Source organism: Acinetobacter tibetensis (assembly GCF_023824315.1).
GTDB lineage: Bacteria > Pseudomonadota > Gammaproteobacteria > Pseudomonadales > Moraxellaceae > Acinetobacter > Acinetobacter tibetensis.
Window position 1 is genome coordinate 2,483,845 of sequence record NZ_CP098732.1, and the last position, 24,124, is coordinate 2,507,968.

Annotated in this window: 20 protein-coding genes; 12 read left to right on the forward strand and 8 right to left on the reverse strand. The window is 41.4% G+C overall.

The genetic code is table 11. The annotated features are described in order from the left end of the window. Positions 1-98: 98 nt before the first annotated feature. From M5E07_RS16335 to rplU, 3 genes are all read right to left on the reverse strand, one after another. On the reverse strand, positions 99-1,760 hold the full coding sequence (locus M5E07_RS16335) for a YadA-like family protein (protein ID WP_286675271.1): 1,662 nt from the start codon (positions 1,758-1,760) through the stop codon (positions 99-101). A gap of 231 nt (positions 1,761-1,991) precedes the next feature. Further along, positions 1,992-2,249 (reverse strand): 50S ribosomal protein L27, encoded by a 258-nt coding sequence (gene rpmA / locus M5E07_RS12105; RefSeq protein ID WP_016165771.1) that lies wholly within the window; start codon positions 2,247-2,249, stop codon positions 1,992-1,994. Between the two features lie 19 nt (positions 2,250-2,268). Further along, positions 2,269-2,580, reverse strand: a complete 312-nt coding sequence (rplU, locus tag M5E07_RS12110; RefSeq protein WP_010113102.1) for a 50S ribosomal protein L21 — start codon at positions 2,578-2,580, stop codon at positions 2,269-2,271. 437 nt (positions 2,581-3,017) lie between these two features. On the opposite strand from rplU, the gene sdsA reads away from it, so the two are divergent. The 8 genes from sdsA (at position 3,018) to M5E07_RS12150 (ending at position 13,647) form a co-directional block, all read left to right on the forward strand. Continuing rightward, positions 3,018-3,995 carry an All-trans-nonaprenyl-diphosphate synthase gene (gene sdsA / locus M5E07_RS12115; RefSeq protein WP_116759901.1) on the forward strand — a complete coding sequence of 326 codons (978 nt, stop codon included), beginning with the start codon at positions 3,018-3,020 and terminating at the stop codon, positions 3,993-3,995. Between the two features lie 21 nt (positions 3,996-4,016). After that, positions 4,017-6,068, forward strand: a complete 2,052-nt coding sequence (locus M5E07_RS12120; RefSeq protein ID WP_252219519.1) for a site-specific recombinase — start codon at positions 4,017-4,019, stop codon at positions 6,066-6,068. Positions 6,069-6,202: 134 nt separating this feature from the next. Continuing rightward, the gene (locus M5E07_RS12125) at positions 6,203-6,808 is read left to right on the forward strand and encodes a phosphatase PAP2 family protein (RefSeq protein ID WP_252219521.1); all 606 of its coding nucleotides are present in this window, start codon (positions 6,203-6,205) and stop codon (positions 6,806-6,808) included. A 32-nt stretch (positions 6,809-6,840) separates the two neighbouring features. After that, complete coding sequence (locus tag M5E07_RS12130; RefSeq protein ID WP_116759907.1) at positions 6,841-8,097, forward strand: AdeA/AdeI family multidrug efflux RND transporter periplasmic adaptor subunit; 1,257 nt, start codon at positions 6,841-6,843, stop codon at positions 8,095-8,097. A gap of 12 nt (positions 8,098-8,109) precedes the next feature. Continuing rightward, complete coding sequence (gene adeJ / locus M5E07_RS12135; RefSeq protein ID WP_252219524.1) at positions 8,110-11,289, forward strand: multidrug efflux RND transporter permease subunit AdeJ; 3,180 nt, start codon at positions 8,110-8,112, stop codon at positions 11,287-11,289. Next, complete coding sequence (gene adeK, locus M5E07_RS12140) at positions 11,289-12,746, forward strand: multidrug efflux RND transporter AdeIJK outer membrane channel subunit AdeK (RefSeq protein ID WP_252223810.1); 1,458 nt, start codon at positions 11,289-11,291, stop codon at positions 12,744-12,746. Before adeJ ends, adeK begins: the two co-directional genes overlap by 1 nt. 103 nt (positions 12,747-12,849) lie before the next feature. Beyond that, positions 12,850-13,206: a YbjQ family protein gene (locus M5E07_RS12145; protein WP_252219526.1), complete on the forward strand. Its 357-nt coding sequence runs from the start codon at positions 12,850-12,852 to the stop codon at positions 13,204-13,206. A 3-nt stretch (positions 13,207-13,209) separates the two neighbouring features. After that, on the forward strand, positions 13,210-13,647 hold the full coding sequence (locus M5E07_RS12150) for a YbjQ family protein (protein ID WP_252219529.1): 438 nt from the start codon (positions 13,210-13,212) through the stop codon (positions 13,645-13,647). Between the two features lie 201 nt (positions 13,648-13,848). On the opposite strand, the gene M5E07_RS12155 is transcribed toward M5E07_RS12150, so the two are convergent. Together M5E07_RS12155 and M5E07_RS12160 are read right to left on the reverse strand one after the other, a co-directional pair. Next, a complete protein-coding gene (locus M5E07_RS12155; protein ID WP_252219532.1) occupies positions 13,849-14,655 on the reverse strand; it encodes an SDR family NAD(P)-dependent oxidoreductase in 807 nt (268 codons plus the stop codon). Positions 14,656-14,688: 33 nt separating this feature from the next. Continuing rightward, positions 14,689-15,351: a hypothetical protein gene (locus M5E07_RS12160; RefSeq protein ID WP_116759920.1), complete on the reverse strand. Its 663-nt coding sequence runs from the start codon at positions 15,349-15,351 to the stop codon at positions 14,689-14,691. A 182-nt stretch (positions 15,352-15,533) separates the two neighbouring features. On the opposite strand from M5E07_RS12160, the gene M5E07_RS12165 reads away from it, so the two are divergent. Further along, positions 15,534-18,428 (forward strand): valine--tRNA ligase, encoded by a 2,895-nt coding sequence (locus tag M5E07_RS12165; RefSeq protein WP_434087784.1) that lies wholly within the window; start codon positions 15,534-15,536, stop codon positions 18,426-18,428. Between the two features lie 41 nt (positions 18,429-18,469). On the opposite strand, the gene M5E07_RS12170 is transcribed toward M5E07_RS12165, so the two are convergent. The 3 genes from M5E07_RS12170 to M5E07_RS12180 all read right to left on the reverse strand — a co-directional run bounded on the left by M5E07_RS12170 (position 18,470) and on the right by M5E07_RS12180 (position 21,029). Continuing rightward, entirely contained in the window at positions 18,470-19,321 is an 852-nt protein-coding gene (locus M5E07_RS12170; protein ID WP_252219534.1) for a class I SAM-dependent methyltransferase, read from the reverse strand. Positions 19,322-19,490: 169 nt separating this feature from the next. Continuing rightward, positions 19,491-19,859 (reverse strand): endonuclease domain-containing protein, encoded by a 369-nt coding sequence (locus M5E07_RS12175; RefSeq protein ID WP_252219536.1) that lies wholly within the window; start codon positions 19,857-19,859, stop codon positions 19,491-19,493. A 147-nt stretch (positions 19,860-20,006) separates the two neighbouring features. After that, positions 20,007-21,029: a coiled-coil domain-containing protein gene (locus M5E07_RS12180; RefSeq protein WP_252219538.1), complete on the reverse strand. Its 1,023-nt coding sequence runs from the start codon at positions 21,027-21,029 to the stop codon at positions 20,007-20,009. A gap of 644 nt (positions 21,030-21,673) precedes the next feature. Here M5E07_RS12180 and M5E07_RS12185 point away from each other — a divergent pair. The 3 genes from M5E07_RS12185 to M5E07_RS12195 all read left to right on the forward strand — a co-directional run bounded on the left by M5E07_RS12185 (position 21,674) and on the right by M5E07_RS12195 (position 24,114). Further along, positions 21,674-22,615, forward strand: coding sequence for a transporter substrate-binding domain-containing protein (locus M5E07_RS12185; RefSeq protein ID WP_252219541.1), 942 nt, complete (start codon positions 21,674-21,676; stop codon positions 22,613-22,615). A 72-nt stretch (positions 22,616-22,687) separates the two neighbouring features. Further along, a complete protein-coding gene (locus tag M5E07_RS12190) occupies positions 22,688-23,431 on the forward strand; it encodes an amino acid ABC transporter permease (RefSeq protein WP_252219543.1) in 744 nt (247 codons plus the stop codon). After that, positions 23,431-24,114 carry an ABC transporter permease subunit gene (locus M5E07_RS12195; protein WP_116763406.1) on the forward strand — a complete coding sequence of 228 codons (684 nt, stop codon included), beginning with the start codon at positions 23,431-23,433 and terminating at the stop codon, positions 24,112-24,114. Before M5E07_RS12190 ends, M5E07_RS12195 begins: the two co-directional genes overlap by 1 nt. Positions 24,115-24,124: the final 10 nt, after the last annotated feature.

Here is a 24,124-nt window from a genome sequence, read left to right on the forward strand (position 1 = left end):
ACATCCATCATGATGAAGACCAATTTTTTAGCTCATATGCAAAAAAGCCCCTGAAGTTCAGGAGCTTTTCTGCTTGAGCTACTAAGATCAATTTATACTTACTTCCATTGATAACCTACAGAAGCACCGCCACCAAAGTCACCTTGGCTATTGCCCGTCAACGCAACTTTATAGACATATTTATTATTTTCAGTCACACCACTTACACCGAAGGCATAACCTTGCTCACCTTCCCAGAACCCAATACCACCGCTTACCATACTCATACCTGCTTCAGTCGGTTGTGGTAAAGAAGCGATTGCGATACTAGAAGCTACAGCAGCATATGTTCGATCTTCCAAATCTCGCATGTCTCGATTCAATGCATTCACTCGACTATCAGTATAAGCTTTCGCATCATTCAGAGTTTGCTGCCCAACTTGATTTATATAAGTTTTGGCTTGGTTCAAGATAGTGGTATCGGCAGCAGCCATTTCCTCTGGAGTGATACCATTTGTACCATCTGCACCATTTATACCATTTATACCATTTGTACCTTTCAGACTCGCTAGCCATTGAGTAATAGTTCCAGCATAACCATTGTTTACAGCAACTTGATATGCACTCACACCATTAGCGCCTGTAGTACCATTTGCTCCTTTAAGGCTTGCCAACCACTCAACCACGGTACCATCAAAGCCATTTTCCACAGCTTGTTGATACGCATTTAACCCTTGGGTACCTATTGCTCCAGTAGCACCTGTCGCACCATTTATACCTTGAAGGCCTTGTTCACCCTGCGCACCTGTAGCTCCTGTGGCACCCGTAGCGCCTGTCGCACCAGTTACACCCTGAATACCTTGTAAACCTTGAATACCCTGTTCACCTTGAGCACCTGTAGCTCCTGTGGCACCCGTAGCGCCTGTCGCACCAGTTACACCCTGAATGCCTTGTAAACCTTGAATACCCTGTTCACCTTGAGCACCTGTAGCTCCTGTGGCACCCGTAGCGCCTGTCGCACCAGTTACACCCTGAATGCCTTGTAAACCTTGAATACCCTGTTCACCCTGCGCGCCTGTAGCACCCGTTGCACCCGTAGCACCTGTCGCACCAGTTACACCCTGAATGCCTTGTAAACCTTGAATACCTTGTTCACCTTGGAGACCCTGTTCACCTTGAATACCCTGTTCACCTTGGAGACCTTGTTCACCTTGAATACCCTGTTCACCTTGGATACCTTGTTCACCTTGGAGACCCTGTTCACCTTGAATACCCTGCTCACCTTGGATACCTTGTTCACCTTGAATACCCTGTTCACCTTGGAGACCTTGTTCACCTTGGATACCCTGTTCACCTTGAATACCCTGCTCACCTTGGATACCTTGTTCACCTTGGATACCTTGAGCACCCTCAAGACTTTCCAGCCACTCTGTTTCAGTTCCTTGAAAACCATTATTCACTGCAACTTGATATGCACTATCTCCAGCAGGACCAGTTGGTCCTGGTATTCCACTCTCAGGACAACTACCTGTATCTTGATTAGAATTACACGAAGTTGCAAAAACGTTTGTATTCGCTGTCATTAAAATTGCACTTAATAAAAGCACTTTAGCAGCGAACTTTTGTTTACGAAGATAATGATTTGGCTCAAGTGTTTGTAGATTCATTGCAGTAGATACTGCAGTACTAATATGAGTTTGTTCTTTTTGTAACGTATTTTCTAAGGCTTTCGTCATTCGACTATTCGGAACACCCAAGACATTTTGATTTAATTTTTTCATGTCCTTCTTCCTTATCCTTCTCCTATTTCATCTATTACACGCCCAAATAAATGTGACGTACATCACTATTTTTTGGTATTTTGTGACTAGTAGTATTTTAATAAGAAAAAATATGGTGAAGAACAATGCGACGGTTCATCTTTTGGCTTAAATCATTTTTAGAAAAATTCATCTTTAAAAAATATAAAAAAAACCCGCATAAAATGCGGGTTTTTTCTGAACTTTTAAAACTTATGCAGTTTCAACAGTTACATAGCGACGGCCAAATTGACCTTTCACTTCAAACTTAATTACGCCGTCAGCAGTAGCAAATAAAGTATGGTCACGGCCCATACCAACATTTGCACCAGCGTGGAATTCTGTACCACGTTGACGAACGATAATGTTACCAGCAGTCACAGCTTGACCACCGTACATTTTAACACCTAACATCTTAGGATTTGAGTCACGACCGTTCTTAGTCGAGCCACCGGCTTTTTTAGATGCCATGTCTATATACTCCTAGTGATTAGCCTGCGATCGCAGTAATTTTCAACTCGGTAAACCATTGACGGTGACCTTGTTGTTTACGGTAATGTTTACGACGACGCATTTTAACAATACGGATTTTGTCGTGACGACCATGACCAACCACTTCTGCAGTTACTTTTGCGCCAGCAACAACTGGAGCACCGATTTGAATGCTTTCGCCGTTAACAACCATTAATACGTCATCAAACGTAATAGTCGCGCCAGTTTCAGCTTTCAATAATTCAACTTTAAGGGTTTCACCCTCAACTACACGGTGCTGTTTACCACCGCTTTGGATTACTGCGTACATAATGTACTCCAACTTGCCCGTGTCGTCGTGTCGATAAAGGGATATATCGAGCTTAAAACGACCGCCACTGGGGTTATACAAGGGGACAGATTTTAAGTGATTATGGCAGAAACAACAAGCCATCTTCACAAAAAAAACCAAACTTAGCCCTAAGTTTAGTTTGAAGCCCTAACATGCTAAATTAAAATAGAATGAAACACATACGACTGTGTAATAAACAATAGATTTTTAAAATCAATTCGCTACTATAGTCAGCAGATACATTTTTGATGTCATCCAAAACGTCGTTTACGTGTCTATGATAATCAATAGTCCAAATTATCACACATCAGCAACCTTGTTTACTGTGTCATTTTTTGATTCTAATTTTTGGTTACACTACAAATAACGACGCTACCGTTGAAAACATCACTTAACCAATAGAGGTTTCTATTCCTATGGCCATCGATTTTAAGCAAGATATTCTCGCCCCTGTAGCTCAAGACTTTGCTGAGATGGACACATTTATTAATGAAGGAATTACATCTAAAGTTGCATTAGTGATGGCAGTCAGTAAACATGTGGTTGAAGCAGGCGGAAAACGTATGCGCCCAATTATGTGCTTACTTGCAGCCAAAGCCTGCGGTGCCGAAGATTTAGCACAACAACGAAAATTGGCTGCCATTATTGAAATGTTGCACACCGCAACGCTTGTGCATGATGATGTTGTAGATGAATCTGGTTTACGTCGTGGCCGCCCGACCGCAAATGCAACATGGAACAATCAGACTGCGGTTTTAGTTGGTGATTTTCTAATTTCACGTTCTTTCGACTTACTGGTCGATTTGAACAACATGACCTTATTAAAAGACTTTTCTACAGGAACGTGTGAAATTGCTGAAGGTGAAGTATTGCAACTACAAGCTCAACATCAACCTGATACCAATGAACAAACGTACTTAGATATTATTCATGGCAAAACTTCGCGTTTGTTTGAGTTGGCGACTGAAGGGGCTGCAATCCTGACAGGTACACCTGAATACCGTGAACCTCTTAGAAAATTTGCTGGTCATTTTGGCAATGCCTTCCAAATTATTGACGACATTTTAGATTACACATCTGATGCTGAAACGCTTGGTAAAAATATTGGCGATGATTTAATGGAAGGTAAACCTACTTTGCCACTCATCTCTGCACTACAACACACCACAGGCGAGCAACACCAAATTATACGTAAGAGTATTGCAACCGGTGGTACTGCACAACTCGAACAAGTCATCGAAATTGTGCAACAGTCTGGTGCATTAGATTATTGTCGTAAACGCGCTACTGAAGAAACTGAAGCTGCATTGGCAGCACTTATGGCTTTGCCTGATACACAATATCGTCAAGCATTATCAAACTTGGCACAATTGGCCTTACACCGAATTCAATAAAGTAGACTTGCTTATTTGCTTATGCATATACAATTTAATGATGTATTGCGGAACATGCAGCAACAGCTTGAGCTTCCTCAGGCTGTTGATGATCTTCTGCTGATTGAGCTGGTGAATCATATTCGACCCAGTGACAGTAAAAACATAGACGAAATAGAACAAAAGTTTCAGCAATTTATTCAAACCCTTTTACTTACGCCACATGCTGCAATTACCTTACAAAGTTTTCTTCTGCGCCTGATCAATCAATATAAACAAACCAGTTTATTTGCCGATACAGGGATTTTATCGCTTGATGGTTTTTGGAATCAGTTGGCCCAGCGCGTAGGCGCACACTTTTTACCCTTAATTTATGATGGAACCCAACTGCAAGAATTGGTTCGACGAGTCTTTCATCAACCAAATGATCATTACTGGCTAGATCAAATTTCTGAAAAAAATTGGCAGCAGTTATTACAGCTCTTAAACCAAGGTCATAGCAATCAGAAAGAAAAGCTCAAAATTAAACATGAGCTGATTAAAGCAATTACCGTGATTTCATATCGAATTAGTGGTATTGGTTTATACCCTGAATTTATTAATGCGCAACCAGAACTGACTGAATACGAATCTCCGTTTTTAGAACAAAATCGTGAAATTATTGAATTTATTCAGCATTATAAAAAATTGCATCAAAATCGGGATGAATTTGCTGCCATTGCGCCACCTGATGCTTCACAAGCCTTGGTCATGATTGATCAATGTCGAGAAGTAGTCTTAAAAATTCGACGTGCCACCAAAAGGATTGGGGTGAGTATTAGCCTCACCTATTTGCTCTCTTTATTAGAGCAATGCCTTGATCGAATAGAACTGCTTCTGCAATTGATTGTTGAAGAAGATGAGGTTCGTTACCACGCTATAGGTAGCCTACTCACCGATATTAGCCAAGCGATTTATAATGAACGCAGTGTCCGTGCATTATTGGCCAATAACAGTGAACTCATTGCCTTACAAGTGACTGAAAATGCCAGTAAAACGGGCGAACACTATGTAAGTACGGATAAAAAAAGTTTTTGGTCCATGTACCGCTCCGCCGCAGGCGCTGGGGTAATTATTGCCATCATGGCCACTTTAAAAACCCTAGCATCTCGTGTCGTGATGGCACCCATCATGCAAGCGGTTGTGTATAGCATGAATTATTCTTTTGGTTTCATGCTCATTCATATTGTGCATTATACCGTCGCAACCAAACAACCTGCGATGACAGCGGCGGCACTTGCATCAACGGTACAGCATCGTAAAGGCTCTAAGACTACACAAATTGCTGAATTAGCAGCTTTAATTATTAATATTATTCGTACCCAATTTATTGCAATTATTGGCAACATTTCCATAGCAATCCCAACCGCGGCATTGATTGCTTGGTTATGGCAAACTGGATTACATGAACCGCTAATGAATCATGCCAAAGCAGCAAAGACATTACATGATTTAAATCCATTTACATCTTTAGCTATTCCACATGCAGCAATTGCAGGGGTCTGTCTTTTCTTATCGGGCTTAATTGCGGGATATTTCGACAATATGGCGGTTTACCGAAAAGTAGGCCCCAGACTTAAAGCACATCAGCAGTTGAAATTATACTTAGGACAAGAACGCCTGTATAAGTTTGCAGAATATGTAGAACGAAATTTAGGTGCGCTCGCGGGTAATTTTATTTTTGGGATCATGCTCGGCAGCATGGGCACCATAGGTTTTATTTTAGGTCTTCCCTTAGATATCCGACATATTGCCTTTGCATCTGCTAATTTTATACAAGGTCTCATGAATATTAATGATAGCCCTGATATTGGCCTAATTATTGTATCTTTTTTAGGTGTACTTTTAATTGGTTTGACCAACTTATTTGTGAGTTTCACACTGACCATTATTGTTGCTTTGCGGGCGCGTCGCGTGCGTTTTGAGCAATGGAAACCGTTAGCAAAATTAGTACTGACCCACTTTTTAACGCGTCCAATTGATTTCTTTTGGCCACCAAAGTCGCCTTTAGTCGTTGACGAAACTACAAATTCTCACAAAACTTTAAGTAAATGATTTGTTATATTTCCAACTTACTATAGATAAATTTAACCGAGTTCACACAGACTTGAAAAAAAGTGTACTGACGAGTACACTTTTACCCAAATGTTAACTGGGGGAGTCCGGTTAAACGAACAAGAGGTTAATGCATGCCGTACTTGTTGCTGATTATTGGTTGTTTTTTGTTATTTTTCAGTGTTTTGATTTTAAACACTCCCAGTTTGCTTTCATTTGATTTAGCTATTGTCGAATGGGCAAGTCATTATCGTACTGAAAATTTGAACCAAATAACAACGCTACTATCAGCAATTGGGGGGATGCCTGCTGTACTTTTTTTTACCACTTTATGGTGTTTCTATCTAACTTGGTATAAAAAATACACATATATATTACTAATTTGTTTAGGACTAATTGGAAGCGGAGCCTTTGCTTGGCTACTTAAATACTGGATTGCAAGACCACGCCCACCTGAAATATTTCATTTGGTTCAAAGTTATGGTGCTTCTTTTCCAAGTGCGCATAGTGTTTATGCTGCTGCTTTAAGTGGTCTGGTTATTTATGTATACCGTGAACACTCCAAATACTCATATATTTATTGTTTTGCAGTTATATGGTTCATTTTAATGGGGTGCTCAAGAGTGTATTTGGGCGTACATTTTCCTTCTGATGTTCTTGCAGGTTGGGGCATAAGTTTTATTTGGATTACCCTGCTATACATAGTGTTACAACACGCTATTAAGCGAAAAATAAATTAATTTTTAGATAATAATCTAACCGAGGTGGAACAATGATGTCTGCAAAGCTTTGGGCTCCAGCCCTCACCGCTTGCGCATTAGCAACAAGTATTGCACTTGTTGGTTGTAGCAAAGATCAAAAAGATGCGCAGCAGGCTGGTGCATCTCAACAAATGCCACCAACGGAAGTTGGTATTATTGTTGCGCAACCGCAAAGCGTCGAACAATCAGTAGAGTTATCTGGTAGAACCACAGCATTTGAAGTATCAGAAGTTCGCCCACAAACCAGTGGTATTATTCTGAAACGCTTATTTGCAGAAGGCAGTTATGTCCGTGAAGGTCAGGCACTTTATGAGTTAGATTCTCGTACCAACCGCGCGACACTCGATAATGCAAAAGCAGCACTCTTACAACAAGAAGCCAACTTAAGCTCGCTTAAAACAAAGCTCAATCGCTATCAACAACTGGTTTCAAGCAATGCCGTTTCGAAACAAGAATATGATGATTTAGTCGGTCAAGTTAGAGTTGCTGATGCGCAAGTTGCGGCTGCACGTGCCCAAGTCAAAAATGCTGAAGTAGACTTAGGTTATTCAACTATTCGCTCTCCAATTTCTGGTCAAACCAACCGCTCAACGGTAACAGCAGGTGCGCTTGTCACTGCAAATCAAGTAGATCCATTGGTGACCATTCAACGTTTAGATCCAATTTATGTGGATATTAACCAGTCTAGCACCGAATTATTGCGTCTACGCCAGCAACTCAGCAAAGGCAGTTTGGACAGCAGTAACAACACACGTGTGAAGCTGAAACTTGAAGATGGTAGCTACTACCCAATTGAAGGTCGTTTAGCCTTCTCAGATGCCAGTGTAAATACAGACACAGGGACTGTCACAATTCGTGCGGTATTCCCAAATCCAAATCACTTGCTATTACCTGGTATGTTTGCCAATGCGCAAATTGTACAAGGTGTGATTCCTAATGCAATTTTAGTTCCTCAAGCGGCAATTACTCGTACACCAACAGGTCAAGCGATGGCGATGATTGTGGATGCGAAAGGCGCAATTGAGTCACGTCCTGTCACCACAGTAGGTGTTCAAGGTCAGAATTGGATCGTGACTGAAGGCATTAAAACAGGTGAAAAAATTGTGGTTGATGGTGTGGCGAAAGTAAAAGCGGGACAAACCGTTTCTGCGAAACCATATCAACCTCAAACTGAGGCATCAAAAGCTTCTGCGCCAGCATCTGCTGAAAAACCGCAAGCGAAACAAGCAGAATCAAACACTGAACAAAAAGCTACTTCACACGCATAAGGGGTAGACTGAATGGCTCAATTTTTTATTCATCGCCCCATTTTTGCGTGGGTGATTGCACTGGTTATTATGCTGGCGGGTATTCTTACGCTAACAAAAATGCCAGTTGCCCAATATCCAACGATTGCACCGCCCACGGTGACAATCTCTGCAACTTATCCAGGTGCTTCTGCACAGACTGTTGAAAATACGGTTACTCAGATCATTGAACAACAAATGAATGGTTTGGATGGTCTGCGTTATATTTCATCTAACAGTGCGGGTAATGGTCAGGCATCCATTAACTTGAACTTTGAGCAAGGGATTGACCCTGATATTGCACAAGTTCAAGTACAGAACAAACTACAATCGGCAACAGCACTTTTACCTGAAGATGTACAACGTCAAGGGGTAAAAGTAACCAAGTCAGGTGCGAGTTTTATGCAGGTTCTTGCATTTTTCTCTCCTGATGGAAGCCTATCTGCTGCCGACATTAAAGACTATGTGAACTCCAACATTTCTGAACCACTGAGCCGTGTTGCTGGTGTGGGCGAAGTCCAAGTTTTTGGTGGTTCTTATGCCATGCGCATTTGGTTAGACCCTGCCAAAATGACCAGCTTACAAGTCACTCCAAGTGATGTTGCTGCTGCGATTAATGCTCAAAACTCTCAAGTGGCGGTTGGTCAGTTAGGCGGTGCACCCGCTGTACAAGGTCAAGTACTGAACGCAACGGTGAATGCGCAAAGTATGTTGCAGACTCCTGAGCAGTTTAGAAATATCTTTCTGAAAAATACGGCTTCAGGTGCCCAAGTTCGCTTAAGTGATGTTGCTCGTGTTGAACTCGGTTCAGATAACTATCAATTTGACTCTAAATTTAACGGTAAAGCTGCTGGTGGTGTTGCGATTAAACTGGCAACAGGTGCCAACGCACTGGATACTGCTGCCGCTGTTGAAGAACGCTTAAGTGAACTTCGTCAAAACTACCCAGACGGTTTAAAAGATCAATTGGCTTATGACACCACGCCGTTTGTTAAGCTTTCAATTGAAAGTGTGGTACATACTTTAATTGAAGCCATATTCTTGGTATTCATCGTGATGTTCTTGTTCTTACAGAACTGGCGTGCAACCATTATTCCTACGCTTGCCGTACCTGTTGTGGTATTAGGTACATTTGCAGTCATTAACATTTTCGGTTTCTCAATCAACACGCTCACCATGTTTGCAATGGTTTTGGCCATTGGTCTTCTGGTCGATGATGCGATTGTTGTGGTGGAAAACGTCGAACGTGTAATGCAAGAAGAACACCTCGATCCTGTCGAAGCAACTGAAAAATCAATGCAACAGATTTCTGGTGCCTTGGTGGGTATTACCAGTGTGTTAACTGCGGTATTCGTTCCAATGGCATTCTTTGGTGGTACAACGGGGGTTATTTACCGTCAGTTCTCCATCACGCTTGTGACCGCGATGATTTTATCACTGATTGTGGCATTAACCTTTACCCCTGCCCTGTGCGCAACCTTGTTAAAACAACATGATCCGAATAAAGCGGAAAGTAACAATATTTTTGCGCGTTTCTTCCGCTGGTTTAACAACAGCTTCGAAAAAGTTGCTCTGAAGTACCAAGGTGGTGTCAATCGTATGACCCATCATAAAGTCTTCTCGGGTGTGATTTATGTATTGGTTATTGTAGGTTTAGTAGGTCTATACAAAGTATTACCTTCTTCGTTCTTACCTGAAGAAGACCAAGGCGTAGTCATGACTTTGGTTCAACTTCCGCCGAGTGCAAGTCTGGAACGTACCGACAAAGTCATAACCACGATGACGGATTACTTCCTGAACAAAGAAAAAGAGCACGTAGATTCGATCTTTACCGTTTCTGGTTTCTCGTTCACAGGTGTGGGGCAAAACGCAGGTCTTGCTTTTATTAAACTGAAAGACTGGGACGAACGTACAACACCTGAGTCGAAAATTGGTGCAATTATTCAACGCGGTATGGCACTGAATATGATTGTCAAAGATGCATCTTACATTATGCCTTTACAATTACCAGCAATGCCTGAACTAGGTGTAGCATCAGGTTTTGATATTCAACTGAAAGATGCAAGTGGTCAGGGACATGACAAGCTGATCGCTGCACGTAATGCGATTTTGGGTATGGCTGCACAAGATAAACGTCTTGCAGGCGTACGTCCAAATGGTCAAGAAGATACCCCTCAATACCAAATTACCATTGACCAAGCACAAGCAGGCTCAATGGGTGTCAGTATTGCAGATATTAATAGCACCATGAGCATGGCTTGGGGTGGTTCATATATTAATGACTTCGTTGACCGTGGTCGTGTGAAAAAGGTTTATGTTCAAGGCGAAGCAAGTACACGCATGATGCCTGAAGACCTGAACAAATGGTACGTGCGCAATAACGTCGGTACGATGGTTCCTTTCTCAGCATTTGCAACTGGGCAATGGACGTATGGTTCACCACGTTTAGAGCGTTATAACGGCGTATCTTCCGTGAACATTCAAGGGACTCCTGCACCTGGTGTAAGCTCTGGTGATGCGATGCTTGCAATGGAAGAAATCATTGGCAAATTACCATCAATGGGCTTACAAGGTTTCGACTACGAATGGACAGGTTTATCTCTAGAAGAACGTGATTCAGGTAGCCAAACAGGTCCGCTACTGGTTCTTTCAATGTTAATCGTCTTCTTATGTCTTGCCGCATTATATGAAAGCTGGTCTATTCCTGTTTCAGTATTGCTGGTTGTTCCACTAGGGATTATCGGTGCATTTACTTTAACGTGGTTGGGTATGATCATTAAAGGCGATCCAAACTTGTCGTTTAACATCTATTTCCAAGTCGCAATTGTTGCAGTAATTGGTCTTTCAGCAAAAAATGCGATCTTGATTGTAGAATTTGCGAAAGAATTACAGGAAAAAGGTGAAGATCTATTTGACGCAACTTTACATGCTGCAAAAATGCGTTTACGCCCAATCATCATGACCACTCTTGCCTTTGGTTTTGGTGTACTTCCACTTGCGCTTTCTACAGGTGCAGGCGCAGGTAGTCAGCACTCTGTCGGCTTTGGTGTACTTGGTGGTGTAATTAGTTCTACACTTTTGGGTATTTTCTTCATTCCAGTATTCTTTGTTTGGATTCGCAGTATTTTCAAATACAAACCTAAGAAACAAAATAATCAGGAGCAAACATCGTGATGCAAAAAGTATGGTCTATTTCAGGTCGTAGCATTGCGGTATCTGCACTTGCGCTTGCTTTGACTGCATGTCAAAGCATGCGTGGTCCAGAACCCGTCGCTCAAGCGGATATCCCAACAGGATATATTGGTTCAACAGCAGGTCCTTCTGTTGCTGAACAAGGCTATAAAGACTTTTTTGCTGACCCACGATTGGTACAAGTCATTGAAATGGCTTTAGCGAATAACCGTGACTTACGCACTGCGACGTTGAACATCCAACGTGCGCAGCAAGCGTATCAAATTAGCGAAAACAACCAACTGCCAACCATTGGTGCAAGTGGTAGTGTGCTTCGCCAAGATACACTCAGCTCGAATAAGCCAATCACAACGTATAATGTTGGCCTTGGCGTAACCGCGTATGAGTTAGACTTTTGGGGTCGCGTTCGTAGCTTAAAAGACAATGCTTTAGACAGCTATTTGGCGACTCAAAGTGCACGTGATGCAACACAAATTTCGTTAATTGGTCAGGTTGCGCAAGCATGGTTGAGCTATTCGTTTGCCAATGCCAACTTAAAACTGGCAGACCAAACCTTAAAAGCACAGCTTGAATCATACAATCTGAACAAAAAACGTTTTGATGTGGGTATCGACAGCGAAGTCCCTGTACGTCAAGCGCAAATTTCGGTTGAAACTGCACGTAATGACGTTGCGAACTACAAGACTCAAGTTGCACAAGCACAGAACTTGTTAAACCTATTAGTGGGTCAACCTGTTCCAGCAAACTTATTGTCTCCTCAGCCTGTGAAACGCATTACCCAAAGTACGGCGTTGACAGCAGGCTTGCCAAGCGACTTGTTAAATAACCGTCCTGATGTCCGCGCTGCGGAATATCAATTGTCTGCTGCGGGTGCCAACATTGGTGCGGCAAAAGCACAATTGTACCCAACCATCAGCTTAACGGGCACAGCAGGTTATGCATCGACAGATTTAAGCGACTTGTTTAAATCAGGTGCTTTTGTGTGGTCACTCGGCCCAAGCTTGGACATTCCAATCTTTGACTGGGGCACGCGCCGTGCCAATGTGAAGATTTCAGAAACTGACCAAAAAATTGCGTTGTCAGATTATGAAAAAACCATTCAAACGGCTTTCCGTGAAGTGAATGATGCCTTAGCAGTACGTGAAAATATTGGTGACCGTTTGGCGGCACAACGCCGTCTTGTAGATGCAACCAACACCACCTATAAGCTTTCAACTGCTCGCTTCCGTGCAGGTATCGACAACTACCTCACTGTACTTGATGCACAGCGTACATCGTACTCGGCGGAACAAGGTTTGTTATTGCTTGAACAAGCAAACTTAAACAACCAAGTTGAAGTGTATAAAACCCTCGGTGGCGGCGTAAAAGCCAACTCGACGGATCAAGTGGTGAAACAGCCTTCTTCTTCAGATGTGAAATACAACAAAACAGCAAACTAAGGTTTGCAACATCAAAAGCTCACTTCGGTGGGCTTTTTTATTGCTTTTTGCTAGGCTTTTTCCTATCTTCAAAGATAATCAAATCATTTGAATATTAAAGATTATGCTTTTAAGTAACCTAGAGTCCGTTCCTGGACATAGCATTTCCCAACAACTGGATGTGGTCTATGGCAGTACCGTTCGGAGTAAACATGTGGGACGCGACTTTTTGGCAGGTTTAAAAAATATTGTCGGTGGTGAACTTACTGCCTATACCGAGCTTTTAGAAGAATCACGCCAAGAAGCCATGAATCGTATGATTGCAAAAGCACAAGGCTTAGGGGCCAATGCCATTGTAGGTATTCGTTTTTCAACCTCAAATATTGCCCAAGGTGCCTCTGAGTTATTTGTTTATGGCACTGCCGTCCGTGTCACACCGTTAGACAACCATCTTCCCGATCCATTTCCAACACAGGCCTAAGCAATGGAAAGTTTAATTTTCCAACTGCTGATCTTTGCCGTGCTCTTTAGCGTCGGTTTTGGCTTTGGTCGTTATAACGAACGCAAACATTTGGCAGAGCTTGAACACAATGAAAAGCGTCTTGCCTATATTACCGTAGGGAATTTACGCAAAGTGAGTTTTGAGCAGTCTGGGCACATGATCAGCAGCAATGTTGTGATTTCTCATGATTATTTCAAATATGTACTGGCTACCGTGCAAAACTTTTTTGGGGGGAGACTCACCAGCTATGAAAGTGTTGTCGATCGTGCCCGTCGTGAAGCAATTGTCCGACTCAAACTTGAAGCAGAAAAATACGGCGCAACGCATATCGCTTGTATACGACTGGCGACTACCGAAATGGGCATGCAAGGTGGCATGGTTGAGGTTTTTGCTTATGGCACAGCCATTTTAAAGTCGTAAAACATCTTCCCTATTCAGCACACTCAAACAGCATGAGCATTCAAAATGGCTCATGCGCTCCTATCTTCTATCGTACATTCGGATGGTAGATTGCTCGCTAGAGCATCATTCTCTAGACTGAATAAAATAGGTCACAGATAATAAAATCGTTAGCACTTTAAATAGGTGGAGAAAGCATTACTCTCTCCTATTCTTCCCAATTTACTTTACTTTCGCTTTACGAATCATTCGATACAGAGTACTTGGTGATAAACGTGAAACCAGTACGCCTAATTTTTCTTTACGCCCGCCAATGACAATATATTCATCGCCTTGCATTAATGATTTAACCGCATATTGTGCAAATTCATCTGCGTCTAAACCATTGGCTGTTGCATCATTATCAAAACCTTGTGCCTGACCTGCTCCATTTAAAGCATTAATGGACACATTGGTTTTTACAAAACCTGGGAAAACCACCGAAACATCCACCCCTTCATCAGCCACTTCTGCCCTTAGACTGTTTGCCCACATATGAATGGCCGCTTTTGCCGCAGAATATGAAGCACGATATTGCGTACCTAACAACCCTGCAATACTCGAAACAAATACCACCCGCCCAGACTTTTGTTTTAAGAATGTGGGTAAAACGGTTTTGGTCAAAAATACCTGCGAAAAATAATCGACTTCCATAATGGTGCGTTCAGTTTGCATGGTGGTTTCAGCAATCAGGGCGCGCTGACTTAAACCCGCATTATTCATCAGCCAGTCAATGCGTCCTTTGGCCGCTAAGACTTGATCATATGCATGTAAGACTTGAGCTTCATTGGTAATATCTGCACAAATTGAAAGATGTAAATCTGGATTTAACAATCCAACACGTACCTTTTCTAATTCGTCAAGGCGACGGGCAGTCAGCACCACTTGTGCACCTTGTAATGCACATTCTTGTGCCAAGGCTTTACCTAAACCTGAAGATGCCCCAGTAATCCATACCACCTTATTTTCTAAACTGTCTAGCTTGGCCATTGTTGTCTACCCTGATTCGATTACGGCAATTGCCTAATTGTTGGTTGAATTTTCTAAAAAAACAAGAAAATGATTGAAATAATGACTCATGGTTTTGGCATCATATTGCGTGCCCAATTTATCAAAACGCTTATAGCCCATTTGTGTAGTGACATGAATGACCCCGTTCAAGGTCTTATCTACCACCAGATTAAATTTCAGCATTTTTTTCGGAATCCGAATTAAATGCGTCACCCCCTGATCCACAATTTGAGTAAATGCCTGTAAAGCAGGAATCACCTCGGCATTATTACCATGTTGCATTTCTTCGGCAGAACTGAGCAAGGCTTGAACACTGTCTTCATCGACTGGATAGGACAAATAAAATTCACCCTCTTTTTGATACATCAGTTCGTGCAGATAATTTACCATCGGCAACAAACGCTCATTGCCAAAAAATGACACCGACCATGGCATATATTTACGTGTGGTTTCCATAATGTGCTGGATTACTTTGGCAGACTCATTATCCCCCGAATGCGAAATGCGGGTGATCTCACCAAAAACCTGATCAATCACTTCATAGGAAATATCTGCCAGCACCTCACCCAATGCTTTGGCCAAACTCTCGGTTTGACCTTGATTAAGTTGTTGATGAATATCCTGAAAACGTTGATGGGTTGCTGATTTCAACTTAAGTGAAATAACATAACTCATTCTATTTTTTCCTTTTTATCAAGTTCTACGATCTTGTGCATGGTCGTTATACAAGCTTCATCATAAAACCTCTCACTTGCTGTGACAATTGCAGAAACAAAGCATTTGACGAACATCCCAAAGCAGTTATTTTTTTGTTACACTAGATGCAATTTTTTATTCACTTTTTATCTATTCTGACTATGACTGATTCTGCGCAAAACATTGCTACGACTTACGATCCGACTGAGATCGAGAAAAAATGGTACCAAACTTGGGAAGAGCGTGGCTATTTCAAGCCCTCTGAAAAAGGTGAGTCATTTTGTATCATGATTCCGCCACCAAACGTCACCGGTAGCTTGCATATGGGTCATGGTTTTAACAATGCCATTATGGATGCCCTCACACGCTACAACCGTATGTCAGGTAAAAACACTTTATGGCAACCAGGTACAGACCACGCGGGTATTGCCACACAAATGGTGGTTGAGCGTCAGTTGGGTGCTCAAGGTGTGAGCCGTCATGACCTCGGCCGTGAAAAATTCATCGAAAAAATTTGGGAATGGAAAGAACAATCGGGCAACACCATTACCCGTCAAATCCGTCGTTTAGGTTCATCGGTAGATTGGTCTCGTGAACGCTTTACCATGGATGAAGGTTTATCCAATGCAGTAAAAGAAGTGTTCGTTAAACTGCACGAAGATGGCTTGATCTACCGTGGCAAACGTTTGGTGAACTGGGATCCAAAATTACAAACTGCTCTTTCAGACTTAGAAGTTGAATCGGATAAAGAAGAAGCAGGTTCACTGTGGCACTTCAAATATTTCTTTGAAGATAAAAACCTACGTACCCACGATGGCAAAGATCACATCGTTGTTGCAACGACTCGTCCTGAAACATTACTCGGTGATACTGCTGTTGCTGTGGCACTGGATGATGAACGCTATACACATCTTGTGGGTCAAAACATCATTCTACCGATTACAGGTCGTGCTGTTCCTATCGTTAAAGATGAATATGTGGATAAAGAATTTGGTACAGGCTGTGTGAAAATCACCCCTGCACATGACTTTAACGACTATGACGTCGGTAAGCGTTGTGAACTCCCAATCATCAATATCTTCAATAAAAATGCAGAAGTATTGGCTGAGTTTGAATACATCGCGAAAGCGGGCGAGCAAATTTCTAAAACCATCCCTGCTCCTGCGGACTATATTGGTTTAGAGCGTTTTGAAGCACGTAAAAAGCTGGTTGAACAAGCTGAAGCTGAAGGTTGGTTAGACCAAATTCAACCTTACACCTTGAAACCACCTCGCGGTGACCGTTCAGGTGTGATCGTTGAACCATTATTGACAGACCAATGGTATGTGAAAATTGCACCATTGGCTCAACCTGCCATTGAAGCGGTTCAAGATGGACGCATCAAGTTTGTTCCTGAGCAGTACAGCAACATGTACATGGCGTGGATGAACAACATTCAAGACTGGTGTATCTCTCGTCAACTTTGGTGGGGTCACCGTATTCCAGCTTGGTACGATGCTGAAGGTAACATCTATGTGGGTCGTGACGAAGCTGAAGTACGTGCTAAAAACAATATCCCTGCTGATGTTGCGCTTAGCCAAGATGAAGACGTACTGGATACTTGGTTCTCTTCTGCGCTGTGGACATTCTCAACTTTAGGTTGGACTGGCGATGCCAAGAAAGATGCGGAAAACTATTTCCTCAATACTTTCCACCCAACTGATGTATTAGTGACTGGTTTTGACATCATCTTCTTCTGGGTTGCTCGTATGATTATGTTTACGATGCACTTCATGAAGAATGAAGATGGTACGCCACAAGTTCCGTTTAAAACGGTCTATGTTCACGGTTTAGTCCGTGATGGCGAAGGTCAGAAGATGTCGAAGTCGAAAGGCAACGTGCTTGACCCATTAGATTTGATTGACGGTGTAGACCTTGAAACTTTAGTACAAAAACGTACTACAGGTCTAATGAACCCGAAACAAGCGGCGAAGATTGAAAAATCAACCCGTAAAGAGTTCCCAGAAGGCATTCAAGCCTATGGTACAGACGCAGTGCGTTTCACCTTCTGTGCGCTTGCGAACACAGGTCGTGACATTAAGTTCGACATGAAGCGTGTTGAAGGTTACCGTAACTTTGCCAACAAAATCTGGAACGCAACGCGTTTCGTAATGATGAACTGTGAAAATCAAGAAATTGGTAGCGAAGTTCGTCAAGACCTTTGGGAATTGCCTGAACAGTGGATCGTAAGCCGTCTGCAAAAAGCAGAAGCTGCGGTACAACAAGCTTTCGCGACTTACCGTTTAGACTTGGCTGCACAAGCGATTTACGAGTTCATTTGGAATGAATACTGTGATTGGTATGTCGAACTGACCAAACCTGTTCTGAATGATGAAAACGTATCGGTTGAGCGTAAAGCTGAAGTTCGTCGTGTATTGCTTGCAGTGATGGAAGCATCTTTACGTCTTGCACATCCTCTTATGCCGTATTTGACTGAAGAAATTTGGCAGACGCTTGCACCGAAACTCGGTATTTCTGGCGAAACCATCATGCTTGCGCAATACCCTGTAGCTAACCCTGAGCGTGTAAACGAACAGGCTGAAGCAGATATGCAATGGCTTCAAGGTTTGATTGGTGCGGTACGTAACATCCGTGGTGAAATGGGCTTGGGTAATGCGCGTTTATTACCAGTGCTTCTACAAAACACGACGGAAGCTGAGAAAGCACAGATCACACGTATTGAAGCCTTGTTTAAAGCCTTGGCGAAAGTAGAAAGCATTACTTTCTTGGCGGATGGCGAGCAACCACCATTGTCTTCTTCTTCTGTGGTTGGACATGCGTCTGTATTTGTTCCGATGAAGGGCTTGATTGACCCGAAAGCGGAATTGGGGCGTTTACAGAAAGACTTAGACAAAGTGCAAAAGCAGCATGACGTCATTGCAGGCAAACTTTCTAATGAAGGTTTTGTGGCGAAAGCACCTGCGGCTGTGGTTGAAGGTGAAAAAGTGAAGTTGGCTGAATTTGCGGATCAGTTAGTGAAGATTAAAGCGAATATGGAGCAGATTGCAGCGCTGTAAGGTGTTGGTAATTTGATCTAATTCGTAGTATAAAGGGCTGATTATTCAGCCCTTTTTTTATATACATTAACTGAATGCAACCAAAGTTCTTCTTGTGTCTTTTCAAAATTGGTATCACGTGACATTTGTTTGACCATCCCCACTCCATTTGTTGACGGAGTACCAAATTCTATTTGATTTACTTTATCCGAAACTATTAGTTTAGTAACCGAAGCTTGGTCTTTATGATTGATAATTAAGTTTTTCAATTCTTCTTCGTTTAAATATAATGACCTATCAATAATATTTAAGACTCCTCCCTCTTTTAAAATTTCATCAGATATTTCATAAACTGTATTTTGAACTTTTAAACGATAGTCCATAGCACTTTTCACCCAACCATCTAAATTGCTATCAAACCATTTAGCACCATGAGTTCCGATCAACCAACATATAATCGATTCAATTTCACACTCTTTAAAATATTCAACTAATTTTAGATCTTGTAAAATATCGCTCTGTATTAATAGACAATCAAACTCTTCAAAAACTGTTTTAGCATTTGGTAATGATTTATGTTTAACATTAGTTGCATAAAATGCACCATCTAATTTTCTATCTAGACGATCATTAATCGTTAGAACTTTAAATCCATTCATCTCTATAAGCTTACGTGTATGCTCGATACAGTAATAGTTTTCATCGACACTTATTAATTTCTTGCCTGATTTCAATAAAGCTAAAGTTGAATTTCCAACTCCACAACCAATTTCTAATACTCTTTGATGATTAGGATCTAGCTGTGAAACCATCCATTCATATAAGCCTTTATCTAAAATAGATTGTGAGTCATTTGACCATCCATTTAGATATTCTTTTTGCTTGTCTTGTACAAAAGTTTTAACTGATTTCATTTTTTCATTGTCTTATAAAGTAGCCTTTACGAAATTTAATTCATAATTTAACACTAATCTAGTACATTAACTTTAAAAATTAACCTATTTCAACAGTGAGAGGGAGCAACATTTGATTAAATACATGCCTGAATTTCGCAATGAAGTTCCCTATCCTTTTAGGAGAGGGTTAGGGAGAGGTCTGTTTTAATTCAGAACATCTCCGCCACAAATCCTCCAACACCACATCCGTCCGATTCAACACGTCATGATTCCAATACCTCACCACTCTCAAATCCAAAGCCTCTAAAAACCTTGTCCTTTCAGCATCATATTCAATCGCATCGTCTGTGCCATGCTGACTACCATCTAGCTCAATCACCAAACCCAACTCATGACAGTAAAAATCCACAATATATGGTGCAATCACATGTTGACGACGAAATTTAAGATTCATAAATCGTTTGGCACGAAGTAATTGCCACATCAGGTGTTCTGTATCTGTAGCATTGCTTCGCATAGTTTTGGCGAATTCTAATAATTGTGGGTCTAGTTTCATTTTTTATTTTCCATTTTAATTACCCTCACCCCAGCCCTCTCCCTGAGGGAGAGGAAGCATTCTTTATTAATTTAATAGTTATTTGATACGCAATGAAGTTCCCTCTCCTCCTAGGAGATGAGCAGCGCTGCTGCGCAAGGGGAGAGGTTACAAAACCCCATGTTCCAACAACATCTCTACCCCACTCACCTTTTTCATATGCTTTAAACGTTCTTTTTCCCACTTCAACTGCTGCTTTAACTCAGCAGCATCCTTATCAATCACCTTATACACATCACTCATTTTGAGCTGTTTGGTATTGATATGACTACTCAAGTGAAAAGACGTAAAGATTTCCTCTAACTGAATTTGTAAGTTCTGGCTCTGTGCTTCCAAAGACAACTGATAAAACTTCACTTGCTCCGAACTTAAAGCTTTTGAGCTTAAGCCTTTATTGGTGTCGAGCTGTAACTGGAGTTTTAATAAATAAAATAAATCCTGCTCTGCATAAGCTTCATTGACCTTCTGCAAAAGTTCGGTCTTTTCTAATTTCTTCGCTTCATCATGTTCACGGTCAGGGTGAATCATCGCGGTAATTTTTAAATACACCGTTTTCAAGGACTGCGCTGCCATTTTGGCTGCTTGCTCACGTTTTTCTTGTTGTTTTAACTGCTTGGCACGTTCTCGCTCTGCTTCATACTGGGCAGAATCATATTCATAATTTTCCCAGTCTACATCCACGTTTTGTTCTACCGTTTCAGCGAGGTCATGATTTTGTATTGAGTTTGCTTTGGCTTTCTTCGCACGTACATGCTCTGCATGCTGCATATAGAAAGTATCAATTTTCTCTACTTGTTCTTTTTGCTCGCAAGTTAGCCTCTGTGATTTTTTTAGCATCTTGGCTAAAGCGGCTATTTTGGTATCAATCTGTACCAAGTCTGCTTTGCTAAAGGCATCGCTGGCTAAGTGATTCCACAGAGTATCAAGCTGTTCAAATAAAACCGTGTGCAACTCGCTATAAACAGGTAAAAGCTTACTGCGCGTATAGTTTTGAATGTCAGCTTGCGCATTTTGCCATGTCGCCAGTTCTTGTTTTTGCTGTTCAATACGCTCAATCAAACGATTTAATTTTTTCTGTTGTGGAGACTGCTCAGCTCTGTGCTCTAAGCTGATTTTGAGATTGAAGGACATACTCATCCACACGCTGCAAAATAAAAGCACTATAACAAGATTACCCCGATGATAGAACGTCCATCCCTGATATCGCCCAATCTAAATCGTTGATTCAATTCAACAGAAATAAATGCACAATCACAGTACTTTGCATGGTGCGACATACAAATAATCGGCTTTAAATATCATGGGTAGATCGTTGTTTTGATCTTTTTCTCATTCATTTTTATCCGAACAGTAACCTATGCATGTATACATGTGTAAGCAACTCCAGTATTTTAAAAAAGTACATTAAAATCAAAACATTATATTTAAATTAAAAATTTAGAATCTATTTATCTCTCTAGAATGTTTCAATAGTGAATTGTTTATTTTTATTAAACACAGTATTTTATTAAATTATGTAATTCTGTTCAGGCACAGATTCTGCTTTGTTTACTCTAGATTCTATCTATTGGTCTTAAATTTGTTTAAAACTTAAAGATTTATCGTTAACAAAGCATCAACAATCTGACCTGCGCAACCGACTAAGACTCGCGCTAAGATGAAGCTAAATCTGTTTGTTAAACAAGCAGCCAATAATGCAAAAAACAAATAAGCTGATGGATATTCAGTCAATAAATAAAGTGAATGATGAGAACAAAACACAAGGAGTTTTACTTATGTCATTAAAACGGCCCCTGACTTCCCTGCTCTGCGCCAGTACATTGGTATTCGGTTTAAGTGCTTGTAGTGGCGACAAGACACCAAGCAGTAATGATTCTGCGGGCAAAGAAGGTTCCGCATCGGGAACGCTACAAAAAATTAAACAGTCAGGTACCATCGTATTGGGTTATCGTGACTCTTCCATTCCATTTTCTTATATTGCCGATAATCCGAATCAACCTGTGGGCTATGCACATGATTTACAACTTAAAGTTGTAGATGCAGTCAAACAAAAACTGAATATGCCCGATTTAAAAATTCGCTATAACTTGGTCACCAGTCAAAACCGTATTCCATTGGTCTCTAATGGTACAGTCGATTTAGAGTGTGGTTCGACCACCAACAACAAAGAACGTCAACAACAAGTTGATTTTTCTGTGGGATATTTTGAAGTGGGTTCGCGTTTACTTACCGCCAAAGACTCTGGCGTGAAAGACTTTACCGACTTAAAAGGCAAAAAACTGGTGACCACCGCAGGGACCACTTCAGAACGTTATATTCGCCAACATGAAAAAGAACTGGGGATTGGTGAAATTATTTCTGCCAAAGACCATGCCGAATCTTTCTTAATGCTACAAAACGGTCGTGCTGCGGCATTTATGATGGATGATATTTTACTTGCAGGGGAAAAATCGAAAGCCAAAGACCCAAATCAATGGATGATTGTGGGCACTGCACCTATTCATGAAATTTATGGCTGTATGCTCAGAAAAGGCGACCCTGAATTTAAGCAAGTGGTAGATGATGCAATTAAAGCAATCTATAGCTCAGGTGAAATTAATAACATGTATAAAAAATGGTTCGAACAACCTATTCCGCCTAAAAATATTAACCTGAACTTCCCAATGTCTGAACAATTAAAAGCTCTTATTGCGTCACCACATGACCGTGATCAGTAATCTATGCTGATCATTCTCTCAATGATTCTCAGGTAGTGCTTTCGCCTACCTGATTAAGAATATGGAGCTCCTATGAACTATAGCTGGAACTGGGGCGTACTATTTCAATCTACAGGTGTCGGTGACAGTAGCTATTTCAACTGGATTTTAACAGGTTTAGGTTGGTTACTGTTTATTGCCATCGTGGCATGGTCTATCGCATTTGTCTTGGGCAGTATGCTCGGTATTATGCGTACGCTTCCAAATAAAACTGCACGTGCGATTGGCACAACCTATGTGACCATTTTTCGTAATATTCCTTTATTAATACAACTGTTTATTTGGTTTTATGTCGTACCGAATTTTTTACCTGCGGGACTGAAAGACTGGTGGATCAATGATTTAAGTGCCAGTACCAGTGCCCTGATTTCTGCCAGTATTGGCTTGGGACTCTTTACGGCTGCACGGGTCTGCGAACAAGTCCGTACAGGGATTGAAGCCTTGCCCAATGGGCAAATTAATGCAGGCTATGCCATGGGGTTCAGTACTGCACAATTATACCGATACATTATTTTGCCGCAGTCCTTCCGTACCATTTTACCTCCACTCAGCTCCGAACTGACCAACTGTGTAAAAAACACCTCGGTCGCGTCACTGGTCGGTGTGGCTGAAATTATTTCGCAGATGAAAACAATCAGTGAGTACACACAAAACACCATCGAGATTTATACCTATGTCACCATTATTTTTATTGTGATTAACATCTGCTTAATTCAATTCATGACTTTTCTGGAAAAACGCTTGCGTATTCCAGGCACGATTGCAGGAGATAAATAATGGACTGGCTCTCTGCATTTATTCAAGATTTACAACTCTCTGCACCTGCTCTATGGCATGGTCTCAGTATCACCTTGAAAGTCGTCAGCATAGCGACCGTCGGGGGGATTTTTATTGGGACGTTACTGGCTTTAATGCGCCTGTCTTCAATTCGGATACTGAATCTAATCGCACAAGCCTATGTCAATTTATTCCGCTCTATTCCACTACTGTTGGTACTGATGTGGTTTTACTTTGCGGTTCCATTTTTCTATACCGCAATTACAGGCAATTATTTGACCATCGATACGGCTTTGGTTTCGAGTATTGTTGCCTTTATGCTGTTTGAGGCAGCCTATTTTTCTGAAATTGTCCGCGCTGGGATTCAGTCTATTCCCAAAGGGCAAAGCGCCGCAGCTTATGCGCTAGGAATGAGTTATGGTCAATCCATGCGTTTAATTATTCTGCCACAAGCCTTTCGGAAAATGACGCCATTGCTACTGCAACAGACCATTATCTTGTTCCAAGATTCGACCATGGTCTATGCAATTGGCTTGCTCGATTTTTTCCGTACCAACTATGTTCGTGGCGACCTGATGTCATTATTGACCCAGTACATTCTATTTGCAGGTCTGGTTTACTTTAGCATCAGTGTGTTGGCAACATTTATTGTGAAAAAAATTCAAAGGAGATTAAAAGTATGAGTGACCAAAA